The sequence below is a fragment of the Klebsiella sp. G-Nf4 genome, assembly GCF_002810615.1.
GTDB lineage: Bacteria > Pseudomonadota > Gammaproteobacteria > Enterobacterales > Enterobacteriaceae > Klebsiella > Klebsiella variicola.
The window spans coordinates 131,603-157,932 of the sequence record NZ_PION01000004.1 but is presented as its reverse complement, the minus strand read 5'-3'; the positions used below and the strand labels follow the sequence as shown (position 1 = coordinate 157,932).

At 56.3% G+C, this 26,330-nt stretch carries 24 protein-coding genes and 1 pseudogene; 13 read left to right on the top strand and 12 right to left on the bottom strand.

Translation table 11 applies throughout. The features are described from left to right. Positions 1 to 45: 45 nt before the first annotated feature. Entirely contained in the window at positions 46 to 1,473 is a 1,428-nt protein-coding gene (locus CWM57_RS10760) for a PLP-dependent aminotransferase family protein (RefSeq protein ID WP_100676201.1), read from the bottom strand. Between the two features lie 88 nt (positions 1,474 to 1,561). Between CWM57_RS10760 and CWM57_RS10755 the strand changes: the two genes are divergently transcribed. Then, positions 1,562 to 2,176 (top strand): YczE/YyaS/YitT family protein, encoded by a 615-nt coding sequence (locus CWM57_RS10755; protein WP_008805419.1) that lies wholly within the window; start codon positions 1,562 to 1,564, stop codon positions 2,174 to 2,176. Positions 2,177 to 2,220: 44 nt separating this feature from the next. Here the strand turns inward: CWM57_RS10755 and CWM57_RS10750 are convergent, their stop codons facing one another. After that, the gene (locus tag CWM57_RS10750) at positions 2,221 to 3,066 is read right to left on the bottom strand and encodes a nickel/cobalt efflux protein RcnA (RefSeq protein ID WP_100676200.1); all 846 of its coding nucleotides are present in this window, start codon (positions 3,064 to 3,066) and stop codon (positions 2,221 to 2,223) included. Positions 3,067 to 3,231: 165 nt separating this feature from the next. On the opposite strand from CWM57_RS10750, the gene CWM57_RS10745 reads away from it, so the two are divergent. Beyond that, positions 3,232 to 3,504: a metal/formaldehyde-sensitive transcriptional repressor gene (locus tag CWM57_RS10745; RefSeq protein WP_061155535.1), complete on the top strand. Its 273-nt coding sequence runs from the start codon at positions 3,232 to 3,234 to the stop codon at positions 3,502 to 3,504. A gap of 62 nt (positions 3,505 to 3,566) precedes the next feature. Here CWM57_RS10745 and CWM57_RS10740 read toward each other — a convergent pair whose 3' ends face one another. Then, positions 3,567 to 5,126 carry an EAL domain-containing protein gene (locus tag CWM57_RS10740; RefSeq protein ID WP_088717837.1) on the bottom strand — a complete coding sequence of 520 codons (1,560 nt, stop codon included), beginning with the start codon at positions 5,124 to 5,126 and terminating at the stop codon, positions 3,567 to 3,569. 234 nt (positions 5,127 to 5,360) lie between these two features. Further along, positions 5,361 to 6,470: an ABC transporter ATP-binding protein gene (locus CWM57_RS10735; protein WP_016160387.1), complete on the bottom strand. Its 1,110-nt coding sequence runs from the start codon at positions 6,468 to 6,470 to the stop codon at positions 5,361 to 5,363. Positions 6,471 to 6,826: 356 nt separating this feature from the next. On the opposite strand from CWM57_RS10735, the gene CWM57_RS10730 reads away from it, so the two are divergent. From CWM57_RS10730 to CWM57_RS10705, 6 genes are all read left to right on the top strand, one after another. Beyond that, positions 6,827 to 8,059 carry a maltodextrin ABC transporter substrate-binding protein gene (locus tag CWM57_RS10730; RefSeq protein WP_074386723.1) on the top strand — a complete coding sequence of 411 codons (1,233 nt, stop codon included), beginning with the start codon at positions 6,827 to 6,829 and terminating at the stop codon, positions 8,057 to 8,059. Between the two features lie 62 nt (positions 8,060 to 8,121). Beyond that, positions 8,122 to 9,429: a carbohydrate ABC transporter permease gene (locus CWM57_RS10725; RefSeq protein WP_008805425.1), complete on the top strand. Its 1,308-nt coding sequence runs from the start codon at positions 8,122 to 8,124 to the stop codon at positions 9,427 to 9,429. Positions 9,430 to 9,439: 10 nt separating this feature from the next. Continuing rightward, on the top strand, positions 9,440 to 10,291 hold the full coding sequence (locus tag CWM57_RS10720) for a sugar ABC transporter permease (RefSeq protein ID WP_004204761.1): 852 nt from the start codon (positions 9,440 to 9,442) through the stop codon (positions 10,289 to 10,291). Between the two features lie 4 nt (positions 10,292 to 10,295). Beyond that, complete coding sequence (locus CWM57_RS10715) at positions 10,296 to 11,498, top strand: arabinogalactan endo-beta-1,4-galactanase (protein WP_100676199.1); 1,203 nt, start codon at positions 10,296 to 10,298, stop codon at positions 11,496 to 11,498. A gap of 30 nt (positions 11,499 to 11,528) precedes the next feature. After that, complete coding sequence (locus tag CWM57_RS10710; RefSeq protein WP_100676198.1) at positions 11,529 to 13,586, top strand: beta-galactosidase; 2,058 nt, start codon at positions 11,529 to 11,531, stop codon at positions 13,584 to 13,586. A gap of 64 nt (positions 13,587 to 13,650) precedes the next feature. Then, complete coding sequence (locus tag CWM57_RS10705) at positions 13,651 to 13,965, top strand: glucose PTS transporter subunit EIIB (RefSeq protein ID WP_012542670.1); 315 nt, start codon at positions 13,651 to 13,653, stop codon at positions 13,963 to 13,965. Between the two features lie 137 nt (positions 13,966 to 14,102). Here CWM57_RS10705 and CWM57_RS10700 read toward each other — a convergent pair whose 3' ends face one another. Next, complete coding sequence (locus CWM57_RS10700) at positions 14,103 to 15,374, bottom strand: maltoporin (protein WP_061155530.1); 1,272 nt, start codon at positions 15,372 to 15,374, stop codon at positions 14,103 to 14,105. 270 nt (positions 15,375 to 15,644) lie between these two features. Between CWM57_RS10700 and CWM57_RS10695 the strand changes: the two genes are divergently transcribed. The 3 genes from CWM57_RS10695 (at position 15,645) to ykgO (ending at position 17,235) form a co-directional block, all read left to right on the top strand. Beyond that, entirely contained in the window at positions 15,645 to 16,715 is a 1,071-nt protein-coding gene (locus CWM57_RS10695) for a LacI family DNA-binding transcriptional regulator (protein WP_100676197.1), read from the top strand. Between the two features lie 116 nt (positions 16,716 to 16,831). After that, on the top strand, positions 16,832 to 17,095 hold the full coding sequence (locus CWM57_RS10690) for a type B 50S ribosomal protein L31 (protein ID WP_074386720.1): 264 nt from the start codon (positions 16,832 to 16,834) through the stop codon (positions 17,093 to 17,095). After that, entirely contained in the window at positions 17,095 to 17,235 is a 141-nt protein-coding gene (ykgO, locus tag CWM57_RS10685; protein WP_002892018.1) for a type B 50S ribosomal protein L36, read from the top strand. Before CWM57_RS10690 ends, ykgO begins: the two co-directional genes overlap by 1 nt. Here the strand turns inward: ykgO and CWM57_RS10680 are convergent. Further along, positions 17,232 to 17,930, bottom strand: a complete 699-nt coding sequence (locus tag CWM57_RS10680) for a GNAT family N-acetyltransferase (protein WP_100676196.1) — start codon at positions 17,928 to 17,930, stop codon at positions 17,232 to 17,234. The genes ykgO and CWM57_RS10680 overlap by 4 nt on opposite strands. Positions 17,931 to 18,030: 100 nt before the next feature. Between CWM57_RS10680 and CWM57_RS10675 the strand changes: the two genes are divergently transcribed. After that, the gene (locus tag CWM57_RS10675; RefSeq protein WP_074386718.1) at positions 18,031 to 19,488 is read left to right on the top strand and encodes a PLP-dependent aminotransferase family protein; all 1,458 of its coding nucleotides are present in this window, start codon (positions 18,031 to 18,033) and stop codon (positions 19,486 to 19,488) included. On the opposite strand, the gene CWM57_RS10670 is transcribed toward CWM57_RS10675, so the two are convergent. Continuing rightward, positions 19,457 to 19,927, bottom strand: a complete 471-nt coding sequence (locus CWM57_RS10670) for a YlaC family protein (protein WP_061155526.1) — start codon at positions 19,925 to 19,927, stop codon at positions 19,457 to 19,459. The genes CWM57_RS10675 and CWM57_RS10670 overlap by 32 nt on opposite strands. Before the next feature lie 33 nt (positions 19,928 to 19,960). Between CWM57_RS10670 and CWM57_RS27620 the strand changes: the two are divergent. Then, a pseudogene (locus CWM57_RS27620) lies at positions 19,961 to 20,092 on the top strand (hypothetical protein). On the opposite strand, the gene maa reads toward CWM57_RS27620, so the two are convergent. The 5 genes from maa to acrA form a co-directional block, all read right to left on the bottom strand. After that, positions 20,064 to 20,630: a maltose O-acetyltransferase gene (gene maa, locus CWM57_RS10665; RefSeq protein ID WP_074386717.1), complete on the bottom strand. Its 567-nt coding sequence runs from the start codon at positions 20,628 to 20,630 to the stop codon at positions 20,064 to 20,066. The pseudogene CWM57_RS27620 and the gene maa overlap by 29 nt on opposite strands. 157 nt (positions 20,631 to 20,787) lie before the next feature. After that, on the bottom strand, positions 20,788 to 21,006 hold the full coding sequence (locus tag CWM57_RS10660; RefSeq protein ID WP_002892050.1) for an HHA domain-containing protein: 219 nt from the start codon (positions 21,004 to 21,006) through the stop codon (positions 20,788 to 20,790). A 26-nt stretch (positions 21,007 to 21,032) separates the two neighbouring features. Then, on the bottom strand, positions 21,033 to 21,407 hold the full coding sequence (gene tomB / locus CWM57_RS10655) for an Hha toxicity modulator TomB (RefSeq protein WP_074386716.1): 375 nt from the start codon (positions 21,405 to 21,407) through the stop codon (positions 21,033 to 21,035). 481 nt (positions 21,408 to 21,888) lie between these two features. Continuing rightward, the gene (gene acrB, locus CWM57_RS10650) at positions 21,889 to 25,035 is read right to left on the bottom strand and encodes a multidrug efflux RND transporter permease subunit AcrB (RefSeq protein WP_074386715.1); all 3,147 of its coding nucleotides are present in this window, start codon (positions 25,033 to 25,035) and stop codon (positions 21,889 to 21,891) included. 22 nt (positions 25,036 to 25,057) lie between these two features. After that, positions 25,058 to 26,251, bottom strand: coding sequence for a multidrug efflux RND transporter periplasmic adaptor subunit AcrA (gene acrA / locus CWM57_RS10645; protein WP_074386714.1), 1,194 nt, complete (start codon positions 26,249 to 26,251; stop codon positions 25,058 to 25,060). Positions 26,252 to 26,330 lie beyond the last annotated feature (79 nt).

Genomic DNA, 26,330 nt, shown 5'->3' with positions numbered 1-26,330 from the left:
GATGATGGTCATTTGACGGGCTGAAGCCAGCCCGTCGATATTTTCTTATATTATTTTCCGCAAACGCGTATTTTCCTTCTGCTCTGCAAGGCTTTGCCACAGCGGTTGTAGCGTGGAGAAGGCCTGGCGCAATGCTTCGTCTGACAGTGTAAATGGCAGACGCAAATAGCGATCAAATGCTCCCTCAAGACCAAAACGTGTACCGGTGCCGATATGGATACCCTGACTTTCCGCGCGCGCAGAGAACAGCGTGGCCAGCATGTCAGGGAGCTCCACCCAAAAAGAGAGGCCACCTTCCGGCGGTGAAAATCGCCAGCGGGGAAAATACTCCGCCATTAGCGTTTCGCACATGTCCCGGCGCGCCTTCAGCATTTCCCGCCGCGGCGGCAGCAGCGTGGCGGCATTGGCCAGCAGCCAGCTGCAGGCCAGTTGCTCCAGCAACGGCGTACCTAAATCCAGGGAATCGCGAGCCTGAATAAGGGAGGCGATGGTTCGCGCACTGGCGCGGATCCAGCCGATGCGTAGTCCTCCCCAGAAACTTTTCCCGGCTGAACCAATGGTGATCACCGCGGCATCGGGATTAAAGCAGGCCAGCGGCGGGGGCGGTGGCGCGTTATACCAGAGATCAACCATGGTCTCGTCGATCACCAGCGTCGTCCGCGTTCTGGCGGCGATGTCCGCGACCCGTTGGCGGGTGGGAGCATCCATACAGCACCCGGTGGGATTGTGAAAATCCGGCATCAGCCACGCCAGACGCGGTGCGGTCTGCGCAATAGTCGCCGCGAGTCCATCACAGTCCCATCCCTGCTGCGGAAGCGCAACGCCGACCGGGCGGCAGGAGGCGCCCTGAATGGCGCTAATCGCCATCGGATAGGTGGGGGCGTCAATGACCACCCGGTCACCCGGGCCGGTAAACAGGCGCAGGATCAAGGCGAAGGCGCTAAGGGCGCCGTTGACCACCATCACCTCATCGGGTCGCGTCGGCAGGCCGCGTTCGCTGTAGCGCCGGGCAATGGCCTCCCGTAGCACCGGCAATCCATGCTGATCGTAGCCAGTTTGCGTCAGGTAGGGGGGGAGCAGCGTCATGGCATGCTGGAAGGCCTGATGGACTTCCGGTCCGGCGCTGAGGGCGGCGGTAGAGAGATTCAGCGTGGAGGGGATGCCTGAGGGCGGCGGCAGGTCGGCGGGGCGCTCTGGCAAGACAATGCGCGAACCGCTTCCCTGACGGCTGTAGAGAAAACCTTCCTCCCGCAGCTGACCGAGCGCGCTGGCGATGGTCGTCCGGCTGACGTTCAGCGCCGTCGCCAGCTCGCGCTCGCCGGGCAGGCGCGTTTGCAGCGTCAGGCGACCGTCGAGGATCAGCAGGCGGAGCGCTTCCGCCAGCTGACGCCATAGCGGCGTGCGTGAAGTGGACTCCTGCCAGTTGCCGAGCAGGCGTACCAGCGATTGCGTTCCAAAGCGTCGGGTTGACATAGCGATCCACTTTTCCAAAACTGGCCATTAATTATCAGTCCATTTTTGCTGATGATGAGGGCATTCGCAATGATGTAGAGGAAAAAATATGCTTCGTCGCCTGCTGCAGTTATATATTGGTCTGGTGCTTTATGGGGTATCCACGGCGCTCTTCGTGCATGCCAATCTTGGCGCCGATCCGTGGGATGTTTTCCATCTCGGGGTGGCTAAACAGCTGGGTATCAGTTTCGGTACGGTGATTATCCTGACCGGCGCGGCGGTGCTGCTGCTGTGGATCCCGATCCGGCAAATGCCGGGGCTCGGCACGGTGAGCAACGTCATCGTGCTGGGGCTGGCGGCGGATGCCACGCTGGCCGTCCTGCCGCCGCTGGAGTCGCTGGTGGCCCGCAGTGTGCTGCTGGTGGGGGCGATTGTGCTGAACGCTATCGCCACCGGGATGTATATCGGCGCGGGCTTTGGCCCCGGGCCGCGGGATGGCCTGATGACTGGCCTGCACGCTCGTACCGGCTGGTCTTTGCGTGGCATCCGGACGGCTATTGAGCTGACTGTGCTGGTGATTGGCTGGCTGCTGGGCGGTAAGTTTGGCGTCGGCACCGTGATTTACGCGCTGTCGATTGGGCCGCTGATCCAGCTGTGCCTGCCGTGGTTTCGCCAGCCCGTCAGCCGCAAAGCGGTCAGCACTCCGCAGGAGATAGTTTCCTGAATTAACGACTCGCCCTCTGCGTCGTAAAGAGGGCGAGCCGCCGCTTACAGGCCGCTCAGGCCGTGAAGCATCATGTAGATCCCCACCACGATAATCAGTAAACCTGAGAACCAGGGCGCCTTGCGCGAGACATCGTTAAGCCAGGGCCAGCGGCGGGTGGCCTGTTTAAGACTCAACGCGGCGATGGCTCCGGAAGCCACCAGTGTCAGCGCCAGACCAACGCTAAAACCCAGCACCAGCGTGGCGCCAAGGGAGAATTTCTTCAGCTGTAAACAAATAAGCAGCACGGTAATGGACGCCGGGCAGGGGATCAGCCCGCCGGTCAGGCCAAACAGCACGATCTGCCCGGTTGTCACCTGGCGACCATCAAAGCGCCGGTTGATCTCCAGCGCATGAGCTCGCTGGTGCGCGTCCTGCCACTCCGCCACCACCAGCGGCGCAGCGGATGAGGGCGTATGGTGATGGTCATGGTGGTGCTCATGTTCGTGGTGGTGCTCATGTTCGTGGCGATGCTCATGTTCATGGTGGTGATCATGATGCGTGTAGGGCTGCGATTCTCGCCAGGTGCGCCAGAGCATCCAGCAGGCAATCAGTACAATCGCTATCCCCGAGAACAGTTGAAACCAGGGCTCTGACGTCTGCGCGTTCCAGCCGCGGCCAAACCACAGGCCGGCCATGGCGATCAGCCAGACCACTGCCGTATGCGAAACCGTCGCCGCCAGCCCCAGCAGTACCGCCTGCTTTAAGGTTCCCCGCACCGCCACGATAAAGGCGGCCATCATGGTTTTTGAGTGCCCGGGTTCAAGGCCATGCAGCGCGCCGAGCAGTATTGCGCTGGGTATAAACAGCCAGGCATTGCCCTGCTGCAGAAGGGAAGTGAAATCGTTCATATCGGGATCCTTGCCAAAAGTGCGTTTATCCTACTCCCCCCCAGTAGTAAAATACTACCCCCCAGTAGAAAAAGCGGCGGGCAAAAAGGATCATGCTATGCTGGCAGGCGTTGCCGGCGACGAGGGCCGGGCAATGACGGACAGAATGAAACGGTGGATCGTGCAATGTCACATACAGTTCGACACAAGAAGATGTTACTGACCCGGCTGAAGAAAATTCAGGGGCAGAGTTCCGCGTTAGAGAAAATGCTTAATCGCGAGCATGAGTGCGCTGAGGTGCTACAGCAGCTGGCGGCGATCCGCGGCGCGGTCAACGGCATGATGCTGCAGGTTATTCAGGGGCATCTGACCGACCATGTGGTGAAAGAGCCAGACGAGACGCAGCGTGAAGCGGATCTGGAAACGGTGATGCAGGTCATTAAATCCTATCTGAAGTAGCGCCTGGCAGCGGGCGGCCAAGAGGCCGCTCCGGCTGGCGTTCTGCTCAACGCTCCTGTCGCTTAATGGGCATGCAGGTTATTTTCCGCCCACAGAATGAACTTCTCTTTCGGCAGCGCCTTGCTGTACAGCCACCCCTGGGCGTACTGGACGCCATGCTGTCGCAGCCAGTCGCGCTGGCTTTCAGTTTCCACCCCTTCGGCGACGGTGGCCAGATTGAGCGCCTTAGCCATTTCAATAATGTGCGGCGTCAGTGGCCGGTATTCGAGAGTATCGACAAAGGATTTATCGATTTTCAGCGTGTCGACGTCCAGCTTCTGCAGATAGCTGAGGCTGGAGTAGCCGGTGCCAAAATCGTCAATCGAGATGCGGTGCCCGGCCTGGCGGTAGTGAGCGATCACCGGCATGGTGGTCTCCGGGTCGACAAACCCGCGCTCGGTAATTTCAAGAATGATCTGTTCGGCGGCGATCCCCCAGTGCTGCAGCTGATCGTGTAACAACGTCGGAAGGGTGGGCGAGCGTAAATCATCTACCGACAGGTTGATGGAGATGTGCACTTCCGGCCGCTGCCGCAGCCAGGGGCCCAGGTCGGTAAATATTTTCCTGACGATATCTTCCGTCAACTGCGTAATCAGCCCGGTCTGCTCGGCCAGGGGAATAAAAATATCCGGTGATAAAAAGGTGCCGTCGGGTTGCTGCCAGCGCGCCAGCGCCTCGGCCCCGGCGATTTTCCCATCCTGCAACGAGATTATCGGCTGATAGTAAACCTGAATCGCTTCAGAGTTGAGTGCGTCCAGCATGCTGTTACGCGGTGAGCGCAGGTGCCTCAGCAGGCGCAGCAGCAGCCAGGTGGCAAGCAGGCTGGTGAAGATGCCGACAGGGAGCCAAAAGATCAGCTGTTGTCGAATGCGCTGCTGCAGCGGCAGCGTCGACGACCAGGTCACGATGCCGGAGCCTAGCTCGGGAATGCGCTGGATCCGATAGACCGTGTTATCCAGCGTCAGCATATTAACATGCGGATCTTTAATGCGTTGCCAGACCGTGTCCGGCAGCGGTTGGCTGCTGATCACCATTTTCAGGTGGTCCAAACCAAACAGCATGGTATGGATCTTCTCCTCGCTGGCAGGAACCACATCGATAAAAGAGATGGGATCGATCATTACCATATGCTGTTGACTGCCCATGGCCGTCATCTGGTGATCGAGGCCGAGATCGTTAATCGAGGTCAGCCAGGTGCGATAGCCGTCGGCGGCAATGTGATCCGGCGGGGGAAAAGTGACCGCGACGCTATGATCTTCCAGCGAGGAACATTGCGGCACGGAATCACGCAGCCAGAGCACTTCCTGCACGTAGCGATGGGTATAGGCGATGCGGCGAAGCGTAAGCAGATGCTCAGGGCTACAGGAGGCGGCAGTGTGTGAGTCGGCCTCGCGCAGCGCTTCCCGCGCCTGATCGGCGACCTGCAGCGTGCGGACGACGATACGGTTGGAATAATCATCCAGTTCACGATAGAACTGCATTTTGGCCTGTCGCGCTGCCTGCCAGATGCTGAGTGAGATGGGCAGGATGATGGCCAGTATCAGCACCCCTGTAAACAGCGCCACCAGATGCCGGGTCCTCATGCCTGTGTCCTTATCGTTCGCCGGGTGTCATCAGTATATGCGAAAGATAAACCGGGCGCAGCGAGAGAAGTGACCCGAGGTCGCGAAAAAACCGGCATCGCGAGAGGCTGCGATGCCGGGAGAGAAGGATGATTCCGATGCAGCAGAATAAAAAATGAGGGTGTGAATGCCGGGCAGGGTATGTTCCGGCATTCAGTCGCAGCATACGCTGCGCAGATGACAGCAATATGTTAGCTAGTGCGCATCCGGCGCCGGGATATCGGCGCTGATACGCAGGTCGTTCTCATCAAATACCATGCAGAAGCGCTCATCGAAGGCCAGATTTATTTTCTGCCACGGGCGGAAATGGACGTCGCCTGGCAGCAGGACCTTGACGTTATCGTGGCCGTAGCACTGGCCGAACAGATAGGTATTGTTACCCAGACGCTCCACCACTTCACATTGAAACTCCACCACGGTACCGGTAGTGACGTCGGGCGTGAGATGCTCTGGTCGGATCCCCAGCGTCACCGCGGCGCCGGGCTTCAGCGGCTGGGTAGCGATATTGAGGGCCAACTGATGGTCCTGCGCGAGGGTGACCGTTAAGCGTTCCGGCTGCCAGTCGCTGACGATGGCCGGCAAAAAGTTCATCTTCGGCGAGCCGATAAAGCCGGCGACGAATTTGTTGACCGGATTGTAATACAGCGCCATCGGCGAACCCATTTGTTCGACCTTCCCGTAGTTCATGACCACGATTTTATCGGCCAGCGTCATCGCCTCTACCTGATCGTGCGTGACATACACCATGGTGGTCTTCAGCTCCTGGTGCAGACGGGCAATATGCAGGCGCATATCGACGCGCAGCTCCGCATCGAGGTTAGAGAGCGGCTCATCGAACATAAACACCCGGGGATTCCGTACGATCGCGCGGCCAATAGCTACGCGCTGCCGCTGGCCGCCGGAGAGCTGCTTCGGTTTACGATCCAGCAGGTGCGAGAGCTGCAGCGTTTTGGCTACCATTTCCACCTGGCGGCGGATCTCAGTTTTCGGCACTTTATTCACCTTCAGCCCGTAGCCCATGTTCTCTGCCACCGTCATGTGCGGATAGAGCGCATAGGACTGGAAGACCATCGCCACGCCGCGGCGGGCGGGCACCACATCATTCATGACCTCATCGCCGATCAGCACTTCACCCTCGCTGACCTCTTCCAGACCGGCAATCATGCGCAGCAGCGTCGATTTTCCACAGCCGGAAGGACCGACGAAGACGGCAAACTCGCCATCTTCAATATCGAGATTGACCTGGTGCAGCGTCACCGTGCTGCCGAACCTTTTGGTGACATTCCTCAGTCGTATATTGGACATCCACATTCCCCGAAGTGAGTAGCTGTTGTTTGCCGTTGGTATGCCGCTGTGTTTAGTGTGAATTGTATTACGTGTAACAATTCAGCGTGGCGATGTTCAACAGCAGTAAAATCATGTCCTGACTATAACTTCCGCGGTTTTAGCGCCATACAGCGGCGTTTCATTTCTGCAAGGATGATCACACAACTGGCAGCTTATGGTAGTTTTGTCAGCAATCTACGGGTAGCGTATAACAAAAGAGAGCTGGAACCTTTTTCTCATATAACTCGGCAGTTTGAAGTGATTTATTTTTCTGACTTGCAGAGATAAGTCCAATAAAAACCATTAAATTGTTATACCTTCACATGAGGTTGATAATGAAAAAGAACACGCTTGCTGCACTGATCCTTACCACCCTGGCGGCGGGGCAACTCACCAGCCTGCAGGCGCACGCCGCCGGGCAGCTCAACGTCTGGGAAGACATTAAAAAATCCGCCGGCATCAAAACCGCGGTTAGCGATTTTGAAAAGCAGTACAACGTGAAGGTTAATCTCCAGGAGATGCCTTATGCCCAGCAGCTGGAAAAACTGCGCCTCGACGGCCCGGCGGGCATTGGGCCGGACGTGCTGGTGATCCCGAATGACCAGCTCGGCGGCGCCGTGGTTCAGGGACTTCTCTCGCCGCTCAGCGTCGATCAGGCGAAACAGGATGCCTTTACGCCAGCCTCCATCAATGCCTTCCGCATGGATAACGCGTTGTACGGGATCCCGAAGGCGGTGGAAACCCTGGTGCTTATCTACAACAAAGACCTGATCGACAAGCCGCTGGACAGCCTGCAGGCCTGGCTGGATTACTCGAAAACCCAGCGCGAGCAGAACAAATACGGCCTGCTCGCCAAGTTTGACCAGATCTATTACAGCTGGGGGGCGATTGGCCCGATGGGCGGTTATATCTTTGCTAAAAACGACAGCGGCGGCTTTAACCCGCAGCAGGTGGGTCTCAATACCCCTGGCGCCGTGGAAGCCGTCACCTTCCTGAAAAAATTCTATGCCGAGAAGGTCTTTCCGGCGGGGATCCTCGGCGATAACGGGCTGAATGCCATCGACTCGCTGTTTACCGAGAAAAAAGCGGCGGCGGTGATCAACGGCCCCTGGGCCTTCCAGCCGTATGAAGCCGCTGGCATTAACTATGGCGTGGCGCCGCTGCCGACCCTGCCGGACGGCAAGCCGATGAGCTCCTTCCTGGGCGTCAAAGGCTATGTGGTATCGACCTGGAGTAAAGACAAAGCGCTGGCGCAACAGTTTATCGAGTTCATCAACCAGCCGCAGTATGTGAAAGACCGCTATGTCGCCACCGGCGAAATTCCGCCGCTGAAGGCGATGATTGACGATCCGGTGATTAAAAACGACCAAAAGGCCAGCGCCGTTGCCATCCAGTCGGCGCGGGCGGTGGCGATGCCGGGCATTCCGGAGATGGGGGAAGTGTGGGGGCCGGCCAACGCCGCGCTTGAACTGAGCCTCACCGGTAAGCAGGCGCCGCAGGCCGCACTCGATAATGCGGTGAAACAGATCACGATGCAGATCGAAGCAATGCAGGCCAGCAATCAGTAATTCACCGTTACGTGAAGTCACCGAGCGGGAGGGGGACCTCCCGTTTGTAGAAGGAGTTGAGTGTGAGCATCCATTCCAGCGAAAATTTTAGCGACGCGCGCGGGCCCGGGCGCCATGCGTGGTGCGGCCTGCTGCTGGCAATCGTGCCGGGTTTCGGTCAGTTTTATCATCGCCAGTGGCTGAAAGGGCTGGTCTTCCTGGTGCTGCTGAGCAGCTTTCTGGGCATTTTTTATGATTTCCTGCGCGAGGGGCTGTGGGGGTTATATACCCTGGGCGAAGAGGTGCCCCGGGATAACTCTATCTTCTTGCTAGCGGAGGGGATTATCAGCGTGCTGATTGTCGCCTTCGGCGTGCTGATCTATTTTCTCTCGCTGCGGGATGCGTGGCTGAACGGCAAAAAACGCGATGAGGGGATCGCCCTGAACAGCGTGCGTAAGCAGTACCAGATGCTGCTGAGCGACGGATTTCCGTATCTGATGATCACCCCGGGCTTTATTCTGCTGGTGTTTGTGGTGATCTTTCCGATTCTGTTCGGTTTCGCCATCGCCTTTACCAACTACAACCTGTACCACACGCCGCCGGCGAAGCTGGTGGACTGGGTGGGCCTGAAAAACTTCGTCAATATTTTCACCCTCTCCATTTGGCGCTCCACCTTCCTGGATGTGCTGCAGTGGACCGTGGTGTGGACGCTGCTGGCGACCACCCTGCAGTGTACGGTGGGCGTGCTGCTGGCGATTCTGGTGAACCAAAAAGATCTGCGCTTTAAGCCGCTGATCCGCACCATCTTTATTTTGCCGTGGGCGGTGCCGGGGTTTGTCACCATCCTCGTCTTTGCCGGGATGTTTAACGATTCATTCGGGGTCATCAACAACGCGATCCTGTCGTTCTTCGGCATCAGCCCGAAGGCATGGTTGACCGATCCGTTCTGGACTAAAACGGCGCTGATCATGATGCAGACCTGGCTTGGCTTCCCGTTTGTCTTTGCCATGACCACCGGCGTGCTGCAGGCGATCCCGGACGATCTGTATGAAGCGGCGACGATGGACGGCGCCAGCGCCTTTACTCGTCTGCGCACCATCACCCTGCCGCTGGTGCTGTACGCGATCGCGCCGATCATTATCACCCAGTACACCTTCAACTTTAATAACTTCAACATCATTTATCTGTTTAACAACGGCGGTCCTGCGGTGGCGGGCTCCAACGCCGGTGGGACGGATATTCTGGTGTCGTGGATCTATAAGCTGACGATGTCCTCGTCGCAGTACGCCATCGCGGCGACCATCACGATCCTGCTGTCGATCTTCGTCGTCGGCCTGGCGCTGTGGCAGTTCCGCGCCACCAAATCCTTCAAAAATGACGATATGGCGTAAGGGAAGTAACATGGCTCAATCACCCAGTATTAAACGCGAAAAGTGGATCCGACTCTCTCTTACCTGGCTGGTGGTTATTCTGGTCTCGGTGGTGATTATCTATCCGCTGGTCTGGACGGTCGGGGCGTCGCTGAACGCCGGCAATAGCCTGCTCAGTACCTCGATCATTCCGGAAAACCTGTCGTTCCAGCACTATGCCGATCTGTTCAATGGCAATGTGAATTACCTCACCTGGTACTGGAACTCGATGAAAATCAGCTTCCTGACCATGGTGCTGACCCTGATTAGCGTCAGCTTTACCGCTTACGCCTTCTCCCGCTTCCGCTTTAAAGGGCGGCAGAACGGGCTGATGCTGTTCCTGCTGCTGCAGATGATCCCGCAGTTTTCCGCGCTGATTGCGATCTTTGTGCTGTCGCAACTGCTGGGCTTGATTAACAGCCATCTGGCGCTGGTGCTGATCTACGTCGGGGGGATGATCCCGATGAATACCTGGCTGATGAAGGGGTATCTCGACGCGATCCCCAAAGATCTGGATGAGTCCGCCCGCATGGATGGCGCCAGCAGCTTTCGCATCTTTATCGAGATCATCATGCCGTTGTCGAGGCCTATCCTCGCGGTGGTGGCGCTATTCTCTTTCACCGGTCCGCTGGGGGATTTCATTCTCTCCAGCACCATCCTGCGTACCCCGGATAAATACACGCTGCCTATTGGTCTGTATAACCTGGTGGCACAAAAAATGGGTGCCAGCTACACCACCTACGCGGCGGGGGCGGTGCTGATTGCCGTACCGGTGGCGATCCTCTACCTGGCGTTACAAAAATACTTTGTCTCCGGCCTGACCTCGGGCAGTACTAAAGGATAAGCACATGAAAAGATTCACACCCGCATGGCTTGCGGTTTGTCTGGCATGCAGTTTCTCCACCCCTTCTCTGGCCGCGGACGCGCTTGAAACCCGCGCGTTTCAGGGCATGCCGGCGGACTTTATCAAAGGCGCGGATATCTCCACGCTGCTGGATGCCGAAAAGCACGGGGCGACGTTCTACGACCAGAATAATCAGCGCAAGGATCCGATCTCGATTCTGAAAGAGAACGGCGTCAACTATGTTCGCCTCCGTCTGTGGGTGGATCCGAAATCGGCAAGCGGCGAGGGCTATGGCGGCGGAAATAACGACCTGGCCACCACCCTGGCCCTCGCGAAACGGGCGAAAGCCCAGGGGATGAAGCTGCTGCTCGATTTTCATTACAGCGATTTCTGGACCGATCCCGGCAAGCAGTTCAAACCGAAAGCCTGGGAAAAGATGGATTATCCGCAGCTGAAAATGGCGATTCATGACTATACCCGCGATACCATTGCCCGCTTTAAGCAGGCGGGCGTCCTGCCGGATATGGTGCAGATCGGCAACGAAATCAACGGCGGCATCCTGTGGCCGGAAGGGAAAAGCTGGGGGCAGGGCGGCGGAGAGTTCGACCGGCTGGCCGGGTTGCTGAACGCGGCTATTGATGGCCTGAAGGAGAACCTGCACAACGGCGAGCAGGTGAAAATCATGCTGCATCTGGCCGAAGGGACCAAGAACGATACCTTCCGCTGGTGGTTTGATGAGATTGACAAGCGCCATGTACCGTATGACGTGATTGGTCTGTCGATGTACACCTACTGGAATGGCCCGATCAGCGCCCTGAAGGCTAACATGGATGACATCAGCAAACGCTATAACAAAGACGTCATCGTCGTCGAGGCGGCCTATGCCTATACCCTGGCCAACTGCGACAACGCGGAAAATAGTTTCCAGGCGAAAGAGGAAAAGGACGGGGGGTATCCCGCCACCGTGCAGGGGCAATATCATTATATTCACGATCTGATGCAGGCCGTCATAGATGTTCCCGATCAGCGCGGCAAAGGTATTTTTTACTGGGAGCCCACGTGGATTGCCGTACCGGGAAATACCTGGGCCACCCCAGCGGGGATGAAATATATCCATGACGAGTGGAAAGAAGGCAATGCACGTGAAAATCAGGCGCTATTTGATTGCCAGGGAAAAGTATTGCCGTCGGTAAAAGTTTTTAATTAATTTTTTGTCGTCTTTTTCAGGAAGTTTATTATGAATAAATTTGCACCTTTACATCCGAAGGTTAGTACGCTGCTGCATGGCGCGGATTATAATCCGGAGCAATGGGAGAGTGACCCCGATATTATTGATAAAGACATTGCCATGATGCAGCAGGCAAAATGCAATGTGATGTCGGTGGGAATATTTAGCTGGGCGAAACTGGAGCCACGCGAAGGGGTATTTGATTTCGCTTGGCTGGATACTATCCTCGATAAACTGTATGCCGCCGGCATTCATGTTTTTCTGGCCACACCGAGCGGCGCGCGTCCGGCGTGGATGTCTCAGCGCTATCCGCAGGTTCTGCGGGTGGGGCGCGATCGGGTGCCGGCCCTGCACGGCGGCCGTCACAACCACTGTATGTCGTCACCGGTCTATCGCGAGAAGACCTTGAAAATCAATACCCTGCTGGCGGAGCGTTATTCCGCGCACCCGGCGGTGCTGGGCTGGCATATTTCCAACGAATATGGCGGCGAATGCCATTGCGATCTCTGCCAGAACCGTTTTCGCGACTGGCTGAAGGCGCGTTACCAGACCCTGGAGAACCTCAACCAGGCCTGGTGGAGCACCTTCTGGAGTCATACCTATACCGACTGGTCGCAGATTGAATCGCCTGCGCCACAGGGCGAGGTGTCAATCCACGGTCTCAATCTTGACTGGCATCGCTTTAACACCGCTCAGGTGACCGACTTCTGCCGCCATGAAATTGCCCCGCTGAAGGCGGCGAACGCCTCCCTGCCGGTGACCACCAACTTTATGGAGTATTTCTACGATTACGACTACTGGCAGCTGGCAGAGGCGCTGGACTTTATCTCGTGGGACAGCTATCCGATGTGGCACCGCGATAAAGACGAAACCGCACTGGCCTGCTACACCGCGATGTATCACGACATGATGCGCAGTCTGAAGGGCGGCAAACCGTTTGTGCTGATGGAGTCCACACCGGGCGCCACCAACTGGCAGCCGACCAGCAAACTGAAGAAGCCGGGAATGCATATTCTCTCCTCGCTGCAGGCGGTGGCGCATGGCGCCGACTCGGTGCAGTATTTCCAGTGGCGGAAAAGTCGCGGTTCGGTTGAGAAATTTCACGGCGCGGTGATTGACCACGTCGGGCACATCGATACCCGCATTGGCCGTGAAGTCAGCCAGCTCGGTGAGATACTGAGCAAGCTGCCGGAGGTCCGGGGCTGTCGCACCGAGGCGAAAGTAGCGATTATCTTCGACCAACAAAACCGCTGGGCGCTTGATGACGCCCAGGGGCCGCGCAATCTGGGTATGGAGTATGAGAAGACGGTCAACGAACACTACCGTCCGTTCTGGGAACAGGGCATTGCCGTCGATGTGATTGACGCTGATGTCGATTTAACGCCATACCGGTTAGTGATTGCCCCGATGTTATATATGGTGCGCGACGGCTTTGACGCGCGGGCAGAGGCGTTTGTCGCCAGCGGCGGCCACCTGGTGACCACCTACTGGACCGGCATCGTCAATGAGTCCGATCTCTGCTATCTCGGCGGCTTCCCGGGCCCGCTGCGCAATCTGCTGGGGATCTGGGCGGAAGAGATCGACTGTCTGAATGACGGCGAGTTTAATCTGGTGCAGGGGCTTGCCGGGAATCAGTGCGGTCTGCAGGGTCCCTATCAGGTGCGCCATCTCTGTGAACTAATCCATACCGAGAGCGCTCAGACGCTGGCCACCTACCGGGATGATTTCTATGCCGGACGGCCGGCGGTGACGGTGAACGATTTCGGGAACGGTAAAGCCTGGCATGTCGCCTCCCGCAACGATTTAGCCTTCCAGCGCGACTTCTTTGCCGCCCTGAGCAGGGAGCTGGCTCTGCCGCGGGCGATAGCGGCGGATTTACCACCCGGCGTGGTGGCTACCGCGCGCACCGACGGTGAGAGCACGTTTGTCTTCCTGCAGAACTACAGCGCGCAAAGTCATACCCTGACTCTACCGCCTGGGTATCGGGATTGCCTGACCGACGCGGCGATGTCGGACCCGCTGACCCTGACAGCATGGGATTGCCGTATTCTTCGTCGTCACGCCTAATCCTTTTTTCTCCACGCCTGCTCTGCTGAGCAGGCTTTTTTTTATCTTAAACCTGGAGTTTATGATGGTGAGTTTAAAATCTTTCCTGCACTATTTCTCCCCTGCGCGTCCGGCACAGCCATTAAGCGAGGCGGAAAAACAGCAAATCGAGGCGCTTATTCAGGCCTTTGGTGGCGAAGCGAATATTACGCAAGTGGATGCCTGTATTACTCGTCTGCGGGTGACGGTTCGTCATCTTGCGGCCGTTGATACTGACGCATTACAGCAGCAGGGCGCGCTGGGCGTCATTATTCTCGGTCAGCAGGTTCATGCTATTTTCGGTAAGCAGTCCGATGCGCTGCGTCAATTGCTGGATGAGCATTTTGCCACCCGGAAATAAATAAAACGGGATAACCTGAAAACAGGTTATCCCGAAAATAAGACAAAGACAGCAGTGGCAATAATGATTACCGGAGGGGTAATTAACGACCTTACAGTTGGAGATAAAAATAATGTACTTGTCTTACCGGCGTGATATTACCACCAGGCCTCAACCTGCACGCCGAAATTCCAGGTATTATTCGCCGTCTGGTCTTCAAACGGTTTACCATCTTCGGAATCATTCAGGTATGAAGCAAAAATGCGTAATTCCGGGCGTGACATAAAGTCCGGCCCGTCCGCGAGGCCCAGCGCAATGGTATATTTCTCACCGGCCTGTTTGTAGCTGGTGCCATTGTTATAGCTGTCTTTCTGATAGAAACCGCCGACTTCGCCAATCAGGCGGACGTAGTCGGTGAACTGATACTGCCCGCGGGCAACCAGCGACAGCATCCGCGTTTTGTCGGTGTAGTCGGTAATGTCATCCGCCGAGCCCCAGGTCAGAACGTGGTTGATGGAGAACTTTTCGGTAATCGGGATCAGGCCGGTGTTAATCACGCGATAGCCGGTGGCATCGTTCACGTAGTTCCACATATCGTACCAGCCGCCGCCCTGGGAGACCATGTTCTGCGCCAGCCCTTTGTTGGCATACTGCAGCACGGTTTTGTTATAGCCGCCCAGCATATCCTGACTGATTTCACCGGTCAGCATCACGCCATTATCGGCATCGTACAGCCCGCCGTAGCTGTCCTGTTTTTTGGTGGTGTTCGGCATGGCATAGTCGATGCCGAATTCGGTCCACGAACCCGACCACGGCTTCCAGCCTGCGTAGCGTAAATCGATATAGTTAATATTGACGTTGCTGTCGCCATCGACGCGATAGTCGACGTCGTTGGCATCGCCGCGGATCCAGGCCAGCGAGACGGCGCCCGGGCCAAGGGTGTAGTTTTCCACCCCGGCTCCTGAGCCGGAAATATTCCAGTATTTAGTATCGATGATGTGCAGATCGTGACGCTGATAGTAACGTTTTCCGCCCCAGATCACCGCATTCGGATCGCCCGGGATCAGCCCTTTGATCTGCAGGTTCAGCTGACGTAACCCGAACTGCGCATCATCATTCAGCGTGGTTTCATTATCGTTAGAGCCGTCGGACACCATGCTGACCATGCTGTCGAGATAGAAGCTGACGTCATCTTTCTTGTAGACCTCGGAGCCCAGCTCTAACTCACCATAGGTATCCGATTCGTTACCCAAACGGCCCAGCTTGTTCTTTTGCCATTCCGCTTCGCTACCGTCGCCGGAGACCCCAACCCCGGCGCGCATATAGCCATGGAAATCGATAGTCGGGATCGCGGCGGTAGCCGCAAGCGCGGAAGGGGCAATTAGCGCAGCGGCTAACGCGGCGGAAAGGGCGCGCAGTGTCGTATTCATCTCTATCCTCTTATTGTTTTGTATTACGTTCACATAACTGATGTCATAAAATGCCTAAATGTAACTTCAGGCAAATGAGATATGATTATTGTGTGATTAAGTGCAAATAATCATGCTAGTTTTTGTTGTGATGGGTGAGGTAATTCACAATTAACTGTATTGTGAACGTAATACTTTTTTGGGTATGATTTTGCGATGGAAGGTGGCGGTGAGCGTTTTTTCAAATGGCCCCTGTTACAATCATGGGATAACAACATAAGGAACCGGACCATGAAGTCTAAAAGCGCTACTCTGGAAGACGTCGCACGCCATGCGGGCGTCTCTTACCAGACCGTGTCCAGGGTACTCAACAAATCTGCCAATGTATCCGAAGCGACGCGCCGCAAGGTGGAGAAATCGATAGAGGCCTTACGTTATGTGCCAAACCGGCTGGCGCAGCAGCTGGTAGGGAAGGAGAGCCAGACGGTTGGGCTGGTGACTATTTCGCTGGCCTGGCATGCGCCTTCCCAGGTGGCGGCGGCGGTAAAACGCTATGCCAATCTGGAAGGTTACCAGGTCCTGATTTCGATGATCGATGAGAGCGTCAACCAAAGTATTCAGGATTCCATCAATGAGCTGAAGTCTCAGCGGGTGGATAAAGTCATTATCAACGTGCCGCTGGAGACCGAGCAGGCGCAGAAAATCGCCGCTGACAACGATGATATCGTCTGCCTTTTTCTCGATGTCGATCCTTATAGTTCCGTGTTTAACGTTTCGTTTAACCCGGCAGATGGCACCCGGGCCAGCGTCAAATATCTTTATGAGATGGGGCATCGGGAGATCGCGCTGCTGGCGGGGCCGGACAGCTCTGTATCGGCCAAACTCCGGCTGAAAAGCTGGCTGGAGACCCTGGAGGGCTATGGCCTGAAGCCGGTGACCGTCCTGTACGGCAACTGGGATGCGCAAAGCGGCTATGCCGGTGCGCTGCAGATGCTGCGCGAAACGCCCAATTTCAGCGCCGTGCTGGTGGGGAATGACCAGATGGCGCTGGGGGTGCTCAGCGCCTTCCATCAGCACCAGGTGGCGGTGCCGGGGGAGAAGTCCGTTATTGGCTATGACGATACCTACGAAAGCTCCTTTTTCTATCCGGCGCTGAGTACGGTGTCGCTGGACCTCGATCTGCAGGGGAAAGAGGCGGTGCGGCGGATCCTCGCCAGCACCAGCGGTGCGCCACATACTTCCTCCATCCTGCCGGCGCGTCTGGTGATACGCCATTCCAGCGGCGCCAGAACCGAGCAAGGCAAAGATCTGCAGGCCATCGCGGAACAGCTGCGCGCTATCGCCCATCGTCTGGCCCCCTGAAGCCAAAGGCGGGGAAACTCGCCTTAGGCCCATTACCCTTTATTTGAACATGGTTGATCTTTGTCGTGGAACGGCGTAATTTAAATGTTATGTTATAACATAATGACGAGGTCATCATGAAAGCCCATATCCATCCCCCCTATCGCACGGTGGTGTTTCACGACACCAGCGTTAATGAGTATTTTAAAGTCGGTTCAACCATCCGCACCGATCGCGTGATTGAACTCGACGGCGAAACTTTTCCCTATGTAACGATCGAGGTCTCCTCGAAATCGCATCCGTACTACACCGGCAAACAAAAAACCTTCGCCAGCGAGGGCAGTGCGGCCCGGTTCCGTCAGCGCTTCGGCGGCTTTATTGATGCGAAAAGGAAGGCATGATGCAAGTCGTTAACTCATTACGCAGCGCCAAGCAGCGCCACCCGGATTGTCAGCTGGTCAAGCGCAAAGGGCGGCTGTACGTTATCTGTAAGAGCAACCCCCGCTTTAAAGCGGTGCAGGGGCGCAAAAAACGTCGTTAACGGAAACTCTCCAGGGTGCGGCGCTGCTGGTCGTCGGCGGTAAAATTGTCGTCGGCCAGCCATTGCCGCATGGCGTTATCCAGCTGCGGCCATTCGCCGTCTATCACCGAAAACCAGTCCGTATCCCGGTTATGTCCTTTGCTCACCAGCGCCTGGCGAAAACGTCCTTCGTACTGAAAACCCAGCCGTCTTGCCGCCCGGCCCGACGGCGTATTGAGACTATTACATTTCCATTCATAGCGACGATAGCCGAGCGTATCAAACACATACTGCATCAACAGCCAGTGCGCTTCGGTGGCCATAGCCGTTCGGCTCAGCAACGGTGAAAAATGCACATGTCCCACCTCTACCACACCGTGGGTGGCGTCGATGCGCATTAACGCCAGCGAGCCAACCGCTTTCCCTTGCCGCTGGTCAACGACGGCAAAATGGATCGGGTCTGCCAGCGTGGCGACCTGCTCCACCCAAGCACTGAATTCTGCAAGGTTGCTCTCAGGCTCCCGCAGCAGCCACGTCCAGCTCCGGGCGTCTGGCGCCAGCTGGTGAGCAGCAAACAGATCGCTGGCATGAGCAAGAGTCAGCGGTTCGAGCCGGCAGCGGCTGCCCTGTAATACCTGCCGTGCTGGCCATGGACGCGGTTGCCAGTCAGGCAACGCGGCGCCGAGCTTCTGTCCAAACTGATTGTATTCACACATTGCGGTTTCCTTAGCGGGGTATTTCAGGCAGCGTACGCGTTCACTGGTTCCATAAGAAGTGCCACAGGAGTATGTTTTTATAGGGCCACGAGGAGGCGAAATGAACATACCGGACGATGGGTTTTTTACGCTGGTGACGCAGGGGATGCGTGACCGAATGGACGAGACCCTGCAGCGGGCCCTTTACCACACATTGCGCCATGCCATCCTGCAGGGAACCCTGGCGGCCAGCTGCCGTTTGCCCGGATCGCGAGTGATTGCCGGACGGCTGCAGCTGTCGCGGAATACGGTCAATGCTGCACTGGAGCAGCTGGCGCTGGAGGGGTACCTGACACGGAGCCGTCAGGGGACGCAGGTGGTACCGCTCGCCGCCTGCCGCGAAGAGGCCGTGAAGGTGCCGCCCGTTGTGCTGCCTGAGCGGCTGCAAGGGCTGCCAGCCGCGATGCGTCGCGACTCTCCGGCGCTGCTGTTTACCCCTGGCATGCCGGCGGTGAACTATTTTCCGTTGCCGCTGTGGCGGCGGCTGATGGATAACGTCTTACGTGACGAGGGCAGCGCGCTGCTGGGCTATGGTGAGGCGGCAGGCGACTCTCTGCTGCGGGAGGCTATCGCTCGCCATCTGGCGCTGTCCCGGGGGATCCGTTGCGATATTCGGCAGATTGTCATTACCGAGGGGGCGCTGGAAGGGGTGAACTTATGCGCTTCGCTGCTGACGGATCCTGGCGACAGCGTGTGGGTGGAAGAGCCGGGTTACCTGGGGGCCAGGAGCAGCTTCCAGCGGGCAGGGCTGCGGGTCAGCGGGATGGCGGTCGATGACGAAGGGATGGGTATCGCCAACGGCGTCGCGGAGCCGCCCCGGCTCATTTTCACCTCTCCTTCACATCAGTATCCCCTCGGGAGCGTCATGAGCGCTGCGCGACGTCTGGCGCTGGTGGAGTATGCCCGCCTGCACGGGGCGTGGATTGTGGAGGATGACTACGACAGCGAGTTTCGCCATAGCGGAGAGCCGATCCCGGCGATGCTGGGAATGGTGCCTGATGCCCCGGTTGTGTATCTCGGTACCTTCAGCAAAACGCTCTTTCCGGCGCTGCGTATTGGCTTCATGGTGATGCCGCCCGCGCTGGCGGATGCCGCGCAGGGTGCGATTGGCACGTTGCTGCGTGGGGGACACCGCACTGAACAGCGGGCGCTGGCCAGGTTTATTGAGAAGGGGCACTATGCTCGCCATCTGGCGGCCATGCGTCGCCTGTACCGCAAGCGTCAACAACAGCTGCGTGAGGCACTGGCGCAAGAGATAACCGTGCCATGCGACGTCCATGGCGGGGAAGGGGGGCTCCATCTGACGGTGGCAATGGAAGGGATTGATGACCAGGCGATTGCGCAGCAGGCGCGTCAGTTTCAACTGGCGCCTGCCGCGTTAAGTCATTTCTATCTCGACCCGCAGCGAGCGCGGAGCGGGCTGGTGCTGGGATATGGTAATACTTCTGCTTCCCGCTATCCGTTGGCGCTGCGGACGCTAAATCGTCTTATTGTGCAGCACCGGCGCGGGTCAGTGTAAAGACGTCGTAGAAGGAGAGCTCGCCTTTGGTGGCGACCATCTTTTTGAGCTGCGCCTTCTGCTCGCCATCGACATCCGGCGACTGAAGAATACGCTCGATCAGCTGCCGGGGAACAAAGCGGGTGTTGTACCATTCCCCGTTGTAGCACACGCGAAAGTCGAGGACATCGATATCTTCATAACGATAGCGTGGATAGACGTCAAAGAAGAAAAAAGCGTTGAACAGGATGAACAGCACCACCAGTAACCAGACCGAGTCTACCAGCGTTTCAGAGCGCAACATGACCACCAGCGTCGCCAGAAACGCGGCATACATGGCAACAAACAGCCCCGGATGGTTGCGAATAAAACTGATGCTAAAACGCGGGCGATTATCGCGTTTTTCCTGAACGTTGAGTTCGTCAATAGTGTGAGTCAGCAGGCGTTGTATTTCTGTCATCTTGGTCCCCGAATTCTGCAATGAGCCAACCGCGTGCGCCCGGCGGACCAGGCGTAGCAGGCTCAGCCTGAAGGCTATTTTATGTTGCAATATTCCGAGGCGAAAGTAACAGATCAGTTACAGAAAAGCATAACAGTTACGGATTTGGTACCGGAAGGCGCTTGATGATCTGCGCCGGGTTGCCGCCGACGACAGCACAGGCCGGGACATCTTTGGTCACTACCGCTCCAGATGCAATGACCGCATTATCGCCAATGGTCACCCCGGGATTGATCACCGCCCGGCCGCCAATCCACACATTGTGGCCAATGGTCACCGGTTTGCCATATTCCTGGCCGCTGTTACGCGCCTCAGCATCCAGCGGATGGGTGGCGGTATAAATATGGACACCCGGCGCCAGCATGCAATTATCGCCAATATGAATAGGGCAGACGTCCAGCATCACGCAGTCAAAATTGGCGTAAAACGCGTTGCCGAGAAAGATATTGTAGCCGTAGTCGCAGCGAAAGCTTGGCTCGATATACGCATCGCCGGCGCGACCGAACAGCTCGGCCAGAATATGCTGACGTTCTTCCTGCGCATCCGGGGAGGAATGATTATAACGATGCAATAACTGTCTGGCGCGCAGGCGATCGGCGCGAAGGGTCGGGTCGCCAGATAGATAAAGCTCACCGGCGATCATTTTGCGTTTTTCTTCACTCATGGGTCTTCCTTATACCTGACTTTTAATGGTCGCAGCAGTATAAAAAAGAAACCGGTTACAGGGTTGCTGTTGAATGAATGCTGTGAATCGTGTCACAAAGATACCCTGCAAATGCCGGCGGTTAGCATCCGGTCGGCAAACATTACGTGCGCAGTAATTAGCGGATAAACTTCCAGACTGATGTGGGGATCTTATCGTACAGCTTATTCATAGTCAGTTCAGCCAGACGATGGTCAGCGGCTGAGTAAAATACCGCCAGCTCATTATCAGACAGTTCATATTTATTTTTTTCAATGACGCGCTCCAGCGTGTCAATTGTCTGGCAACGACGTAAGCGCATCAAATAGTCTGTTTTAGTTAATGGCTTATCAGACATAATTCCACCTTTTGATTGTAATAATTCTAACACGAGAGACTGGCCGGGTTTTCCCGACTGGCGTTGACAAAGCAACGAAATAGCCGATTACCGGATTTTTTCCACTTTTGCAAATCCGCTGAGTTAATGCCGTAGTTACTGAACAAGGTAAAAGTATCGTCCAGATATTCGTCAACCTGGGCGACCAGCTTATTATCCTCAGTGTACTTGATTTTATAATTAAGCGCGAACGTGGCAATGTGCTCGATCAATTCATTTAACTGAAGATTGACAGCCGAAGTCGGGTCGTTGACCCAGCCATGGTTGCTCTCTTCCAGGTTTGCAAGGCAGTCATGATACAGCGTTTCGCAGAGAAAGCGTAGCTGTGCAATATCATGTCTTTTTGGCGAGTATTCGTCCATAACGCATCCCCTTTTGAGTGGTTTAAACGACGACTAACAAACACCGTTGTGGGATGAACACGACTAACCGACCTGACACTAACTGAGTAATCCTGCTGATTTAACTATAATCCACTCTCCAACAGATTTCATCGTGCTATTACGAAAAATTACAATTATCAGAGAGAAATTATCTTAAAAATAGACAAATTAATTTCTTTGGCCCTGGAGCACAACCTGAGAAATAGAGAAGTCTTATCAATCATTGGCTTAAGGCTGGCAGCAGTCGCGTTCAGAAACCGCCGGCCGAGGGCGCTGGTATTAGGATTATTCCTGGTCAATGAGCGTGTAAAGATCATGAGCGCAAGGCAATGTGAAAAATAGCCAGGGCCATATCAATATATATTAAATGCAGCACGAAAAATAAACAATGGCAATATGTGCCCTGCGGCGAGGGACAAAAAAAGGGCCGCGAATGCGGCCCTTTGTTCAGGTGTAACGATTAATGATGCTCAACCTGATGGCTGTGCTCAATATCTTCCGTTTTCTTGCTAAAGCGGCGGCGAACCACCACGAAGAACACCGGCACGAAGAAGATCGCCAGAATCGTCGCCGTCACCATCCCGCCCATTACGCCAGTACCTACGGCGTTCTGTGCGCCGGAGCCGGCACCCGAGCTGATAACCAGCGGCATAACACCGAGGATAAACGCCAGGGAGGTCATCAGGATCGGACGCAGACGCATACGTACTGCTTCAAGCGTCGCCTCAATCAGCCCTTTGCCCTCTTTCTCCATCAGATCTTTGGCGAATTCAACGATCAATATGGCGTTCTTCGCCGACAGGCCGATGGTGGTCAACAGACCCACCTGGAAGTAAACGTCGTTGGTTAAACCGCGGAAGGTGGCGGCTAACAGCGCACCGACCACACCCAACGGGACGACCAGCATGACCGAGAACGGTATCGACCAGCTCTCATACAGCGCCGCCAGACACAAGAAGACGACAATCAGGGAGATGGCGTACAGGGCAGGGGCCTGGTTGCCGGACAGTCGTTCCTGATAAGACATCCCGGTCCAGTCGTAGCCGATACCAGAAGGCAGTTTACCCGCCAGCTCTTCCATCAGGCTCATCGCTTCACCCGTACTCTTGCCTGGCGCTGCCTGGCCGAGAATTTCCAGCGACGGCAGACCGTTGTAGCGTTCCAGACGCGGTGAACCGTATTCCCAGCGCGAGGTAGAGAAGGCGGAGAAGGGCACCATCTGACCATCGCTGCCGCGAACATACCACTTGCCAATGTCTTCCGGCAGCATACGGTATTTCGCTTCAGACATGATGTACACTTTCTTCACGCGGCCACGGTCAATAAAGTCGTTGACATAGCTCCCGCCCCAGGCTGCGCCCAGCGTGGTGTTAATGTCACTGATGGAGACACCCAGCGCCTGGGCTTTTTCCTGATCGATATCGACTTTGAACTGCGGTGTATCTTCCAGACCGTTAGGACGCACGCCGGTTAACACGTCAGGATGCTGCGCCACCATGCCAAACAGCTGATTTCGCGCTTGCGTCAGTTTTTCGTGTCCCAGACCGCCCTGGTCAATGAGCTGGAAGTCAAAGCCGGTCGCGGTACCCAGTTCAACGATAGCTGGCAGGTTAAAGGCGAACACCATCGCATCTTTAATCTGCGAGAAGTAGCCCATCGCCCGGCCGGTGATCGCTTCAACTTTGTTTTCCTCACCCGGACGCTGGCTCCAGTCTTTCAGCGAGACGAACGCGATGCCGGTGTTCTGGCCGCGGCCGGCGAAACCGAAGCCGTTAACCGCAAACACGGATTCCACGTTGTCCTTCTCTTTGGTGAGATAGTAATTCGTCATCTCATCCAGCACTTTCTGCGTACGCTCCTGGGTGGCGCCGGCAGGCAGCTGCGCCATGCTCAGGAATACCCCCTGGTCCTCGTCCGGCAGGAACGAGCTCGGCAGACGGACGAACAGCCACGCCATGCCCACCACGATGATCAGATACAGCACCAGATAACGACCTGTGCTGCGCAGAATGTTGCCTACGCTGTCGGTGTAGTGGTGCGTGCTCTTATCGAACATGCGGTTAAACCAGCCGAAGAAACCGGTGGTCGCGCCATGGCTGCCTTTCTGAATAGGCTTCAGCATCGTGGCGCACAGCGCTGGCGTCAGGATCAACGCCACCAGTACCGACAGCGCCATCGCAGAAACGATGGTGATGGAGAACTGGCGATAGATGGCCCCGGTTGAACCGCCGAAGAACGCCATCGGGATAAATACCGCCGACAGCACCATGGCGATACCGACCAGCGCGCCCTGAATCTGTCCCATCGATTTACGCGTCGCTTCTTTCGGCGGCAGACCCTCTTCCGCCATTACGCGCTCGACGTTCTCGACCACCACGATGGCGTCATCCACCAACAGGCCGATGGCGAGCACCATCCCGAACATCGTCAGGGTGTTTATCGAGAAGCCAAACGCTGCCAACACCGCGAAGGTGCCTAACAGGACTACCGGTACGGCGATGGTCGGGATCAGCGTGGCGCGGAAGTTCTGCAGGAACAGATACATAACCAGGAACACCAGGATGATCGCTTCTACCAGCGTTTTAACCACTTCGTGAATAGAGATTTTCACGAACGGGGTGGTGTCATACGGGTAAACGATTTTCAGGCCCGACGGGAAAAACGGCTCCATCTTCGCCAGTTCAGCGCGAATAGCGTTGGCGGTATCCAGCGCGTTCGCGCCGGTAGCCAGTTTAATACCCAGACCGGATGCCGGCTGGCCGTTAAACTTCGCCACCACGTCATAGCTTTCGCCGCCCAGTTCAATTTTGGCGACATCGCGCAGACGAACCTGGGAACCGTCCTGGTTCACCTTCAGCAGAATGTTGCCAAACTCTTCGGTATTGGTCAGACGGGTTTGCGCGATGATCGAGGCGTTAAGCTGCTGGCCTTTCACCGGCGGCGTACCGCCTAACTGACCCGCGGCCACCTGGGCGTTCTGCGCTTTCAGGGCGCTGATCACGTCCACCGGCGTCAGCTGGAAGTTGTTCAGTTTGTTCGGATCCATCCAGATACGCATCGCGTACTGGGAACCGAACAGCTGAACGTCGCCGACACCGCTGGTACGGCTGATCGGGTCCTTCATGTTGGCCGCCACGTAGTCCGAAATATCGTCCTGGTTCATGGTGCCGTTGGTGTTAATAACGCCGACAACCATCAGGAAGCTGCTGGACGCTTTCTCAACGCTAATCCCTTGCTGCTGTACTTCTTGCGGCAGCAGAGGCGTCGCCAGCGCCAGCTTGTTCTGAACCTGAACCTGGGCAATATCCGGATCGGTACCGGATTCGAAGGTCAGGGTGATGGTCGCCGTACCGGTGGAGTCGCCATTTGAGGACATGTACATCAGGTGGTCGATACCGTTCATATTCTGTTCGATAACCTGAGTCACGGTGTTCTGCACGGTTTCGGCGTCAGCACCGGGGTACATGGCGGTAATGGAAATTGCTGGCGGCGCAATCGTCGGATATTGCGCTACCGGCAATTTGAGGATCGATAATCCCCCAGCCAGCATGATGATGATGGCGATCACCCATGCAAATATGGGGCGATCGATAAAGAAATTAGGCATGTCTTAACGGCTCCTGTTTAAGTTAAGACTTGGTTTGTTCTGATGGCGCGTTGCCTGCGGCTTGCTGTTTATCATCAGAAGCTACTTCCTGCGCTTTTACCTGTACGCCTGGTTTGATTTTTTGCAGGCCAGTGACGATAACGCGATCGCCCGTTTTCAGACCGTCAGTCACCAGCCATTTATCGCCGATCGCCTGAGACGCTGTGACCTGGCGGACTTCAACTTTATCGCCTTCACCGACCACCATGACGCTGGCGTCGCCGCGCGGCGTACGGGTAACGCCTTGTTGCGGTACCAGCAGGGCGTCAGGGTTGACCCCTTCTTCCAGACGCGCACGGACGAACATCCCTGGTAACAGGCTGTGATCCGGGTTCGGGAAAATCGCGCGCAGCGTGATAGAGCCGGTGGTCTGATCGACTGTCACATCCGAGAATTCCAGCGTACCGGACTGCGGATACTTAAGACCGTCATTGGTGACCAGCTCTACTTTCGCTTTGCCATTTTCCTGTTTCAGGCGGCCATCGGCCAGCTCCTGTTTCAGGCGCAGGAAATCATTGCTCGACTGGGTGACGTCAACATAGATCGGATCCAGCTGCTGAACAGTTGCCAGCGCGGTCGACTGACCATTCTGCACCAGCGCCCCTTCGGTCACCGCGGATTTACCAATCCGGCCGCTAATTGGCGAGGTGACTTTGGTGTAGGCCAGATTGATGCGCGCAGTTTCAACGGCAGCTTTCGCCGCGACCACGGCCGCATTGCTTTGCTGCGCCGTTGCGACGGCGGTATCGTAGTCTTGTTGACTAATATATTTGGTGCCTAACAGTTTCTGATAACGCTTGACCGTCAGTTGATCCATGTTTGCCGCCGCCTGGGCTTTTGCCAGGTCGCCTTTGGCGCTGTCATAGTTGGCCTGATAGGTGGCGGGATCGATCTGATACAGGGAGACGCCGGCCTGGATATCGCTACCTTCCACGAAGTTACGTTTTAAAATAATGCCACTGACCTGAGGACGGACTTCCGCAATGCGATAGGCGCTGGTACGGCCTGGCAGTTCGGTGGTTATTTGTAGAGGTGCGGATTTGAGCGTCACAATACCGACTTCCGGCATGTGCTGGGCTCCTTGTTGAGCCGGTTTATCGTCACATCCTGTTAGCGCTAAGCTGCCTGAGAGCATCAGAACGACCGCCAGAGGCGTTAACCCTCTGTTTTTGTTCATATGTAAACCTCGAGTGTCCAATTTCAAAATGTTCAGTGGCTCAAACAACCACAAACCCACTACAGTCTTTCTATTATGG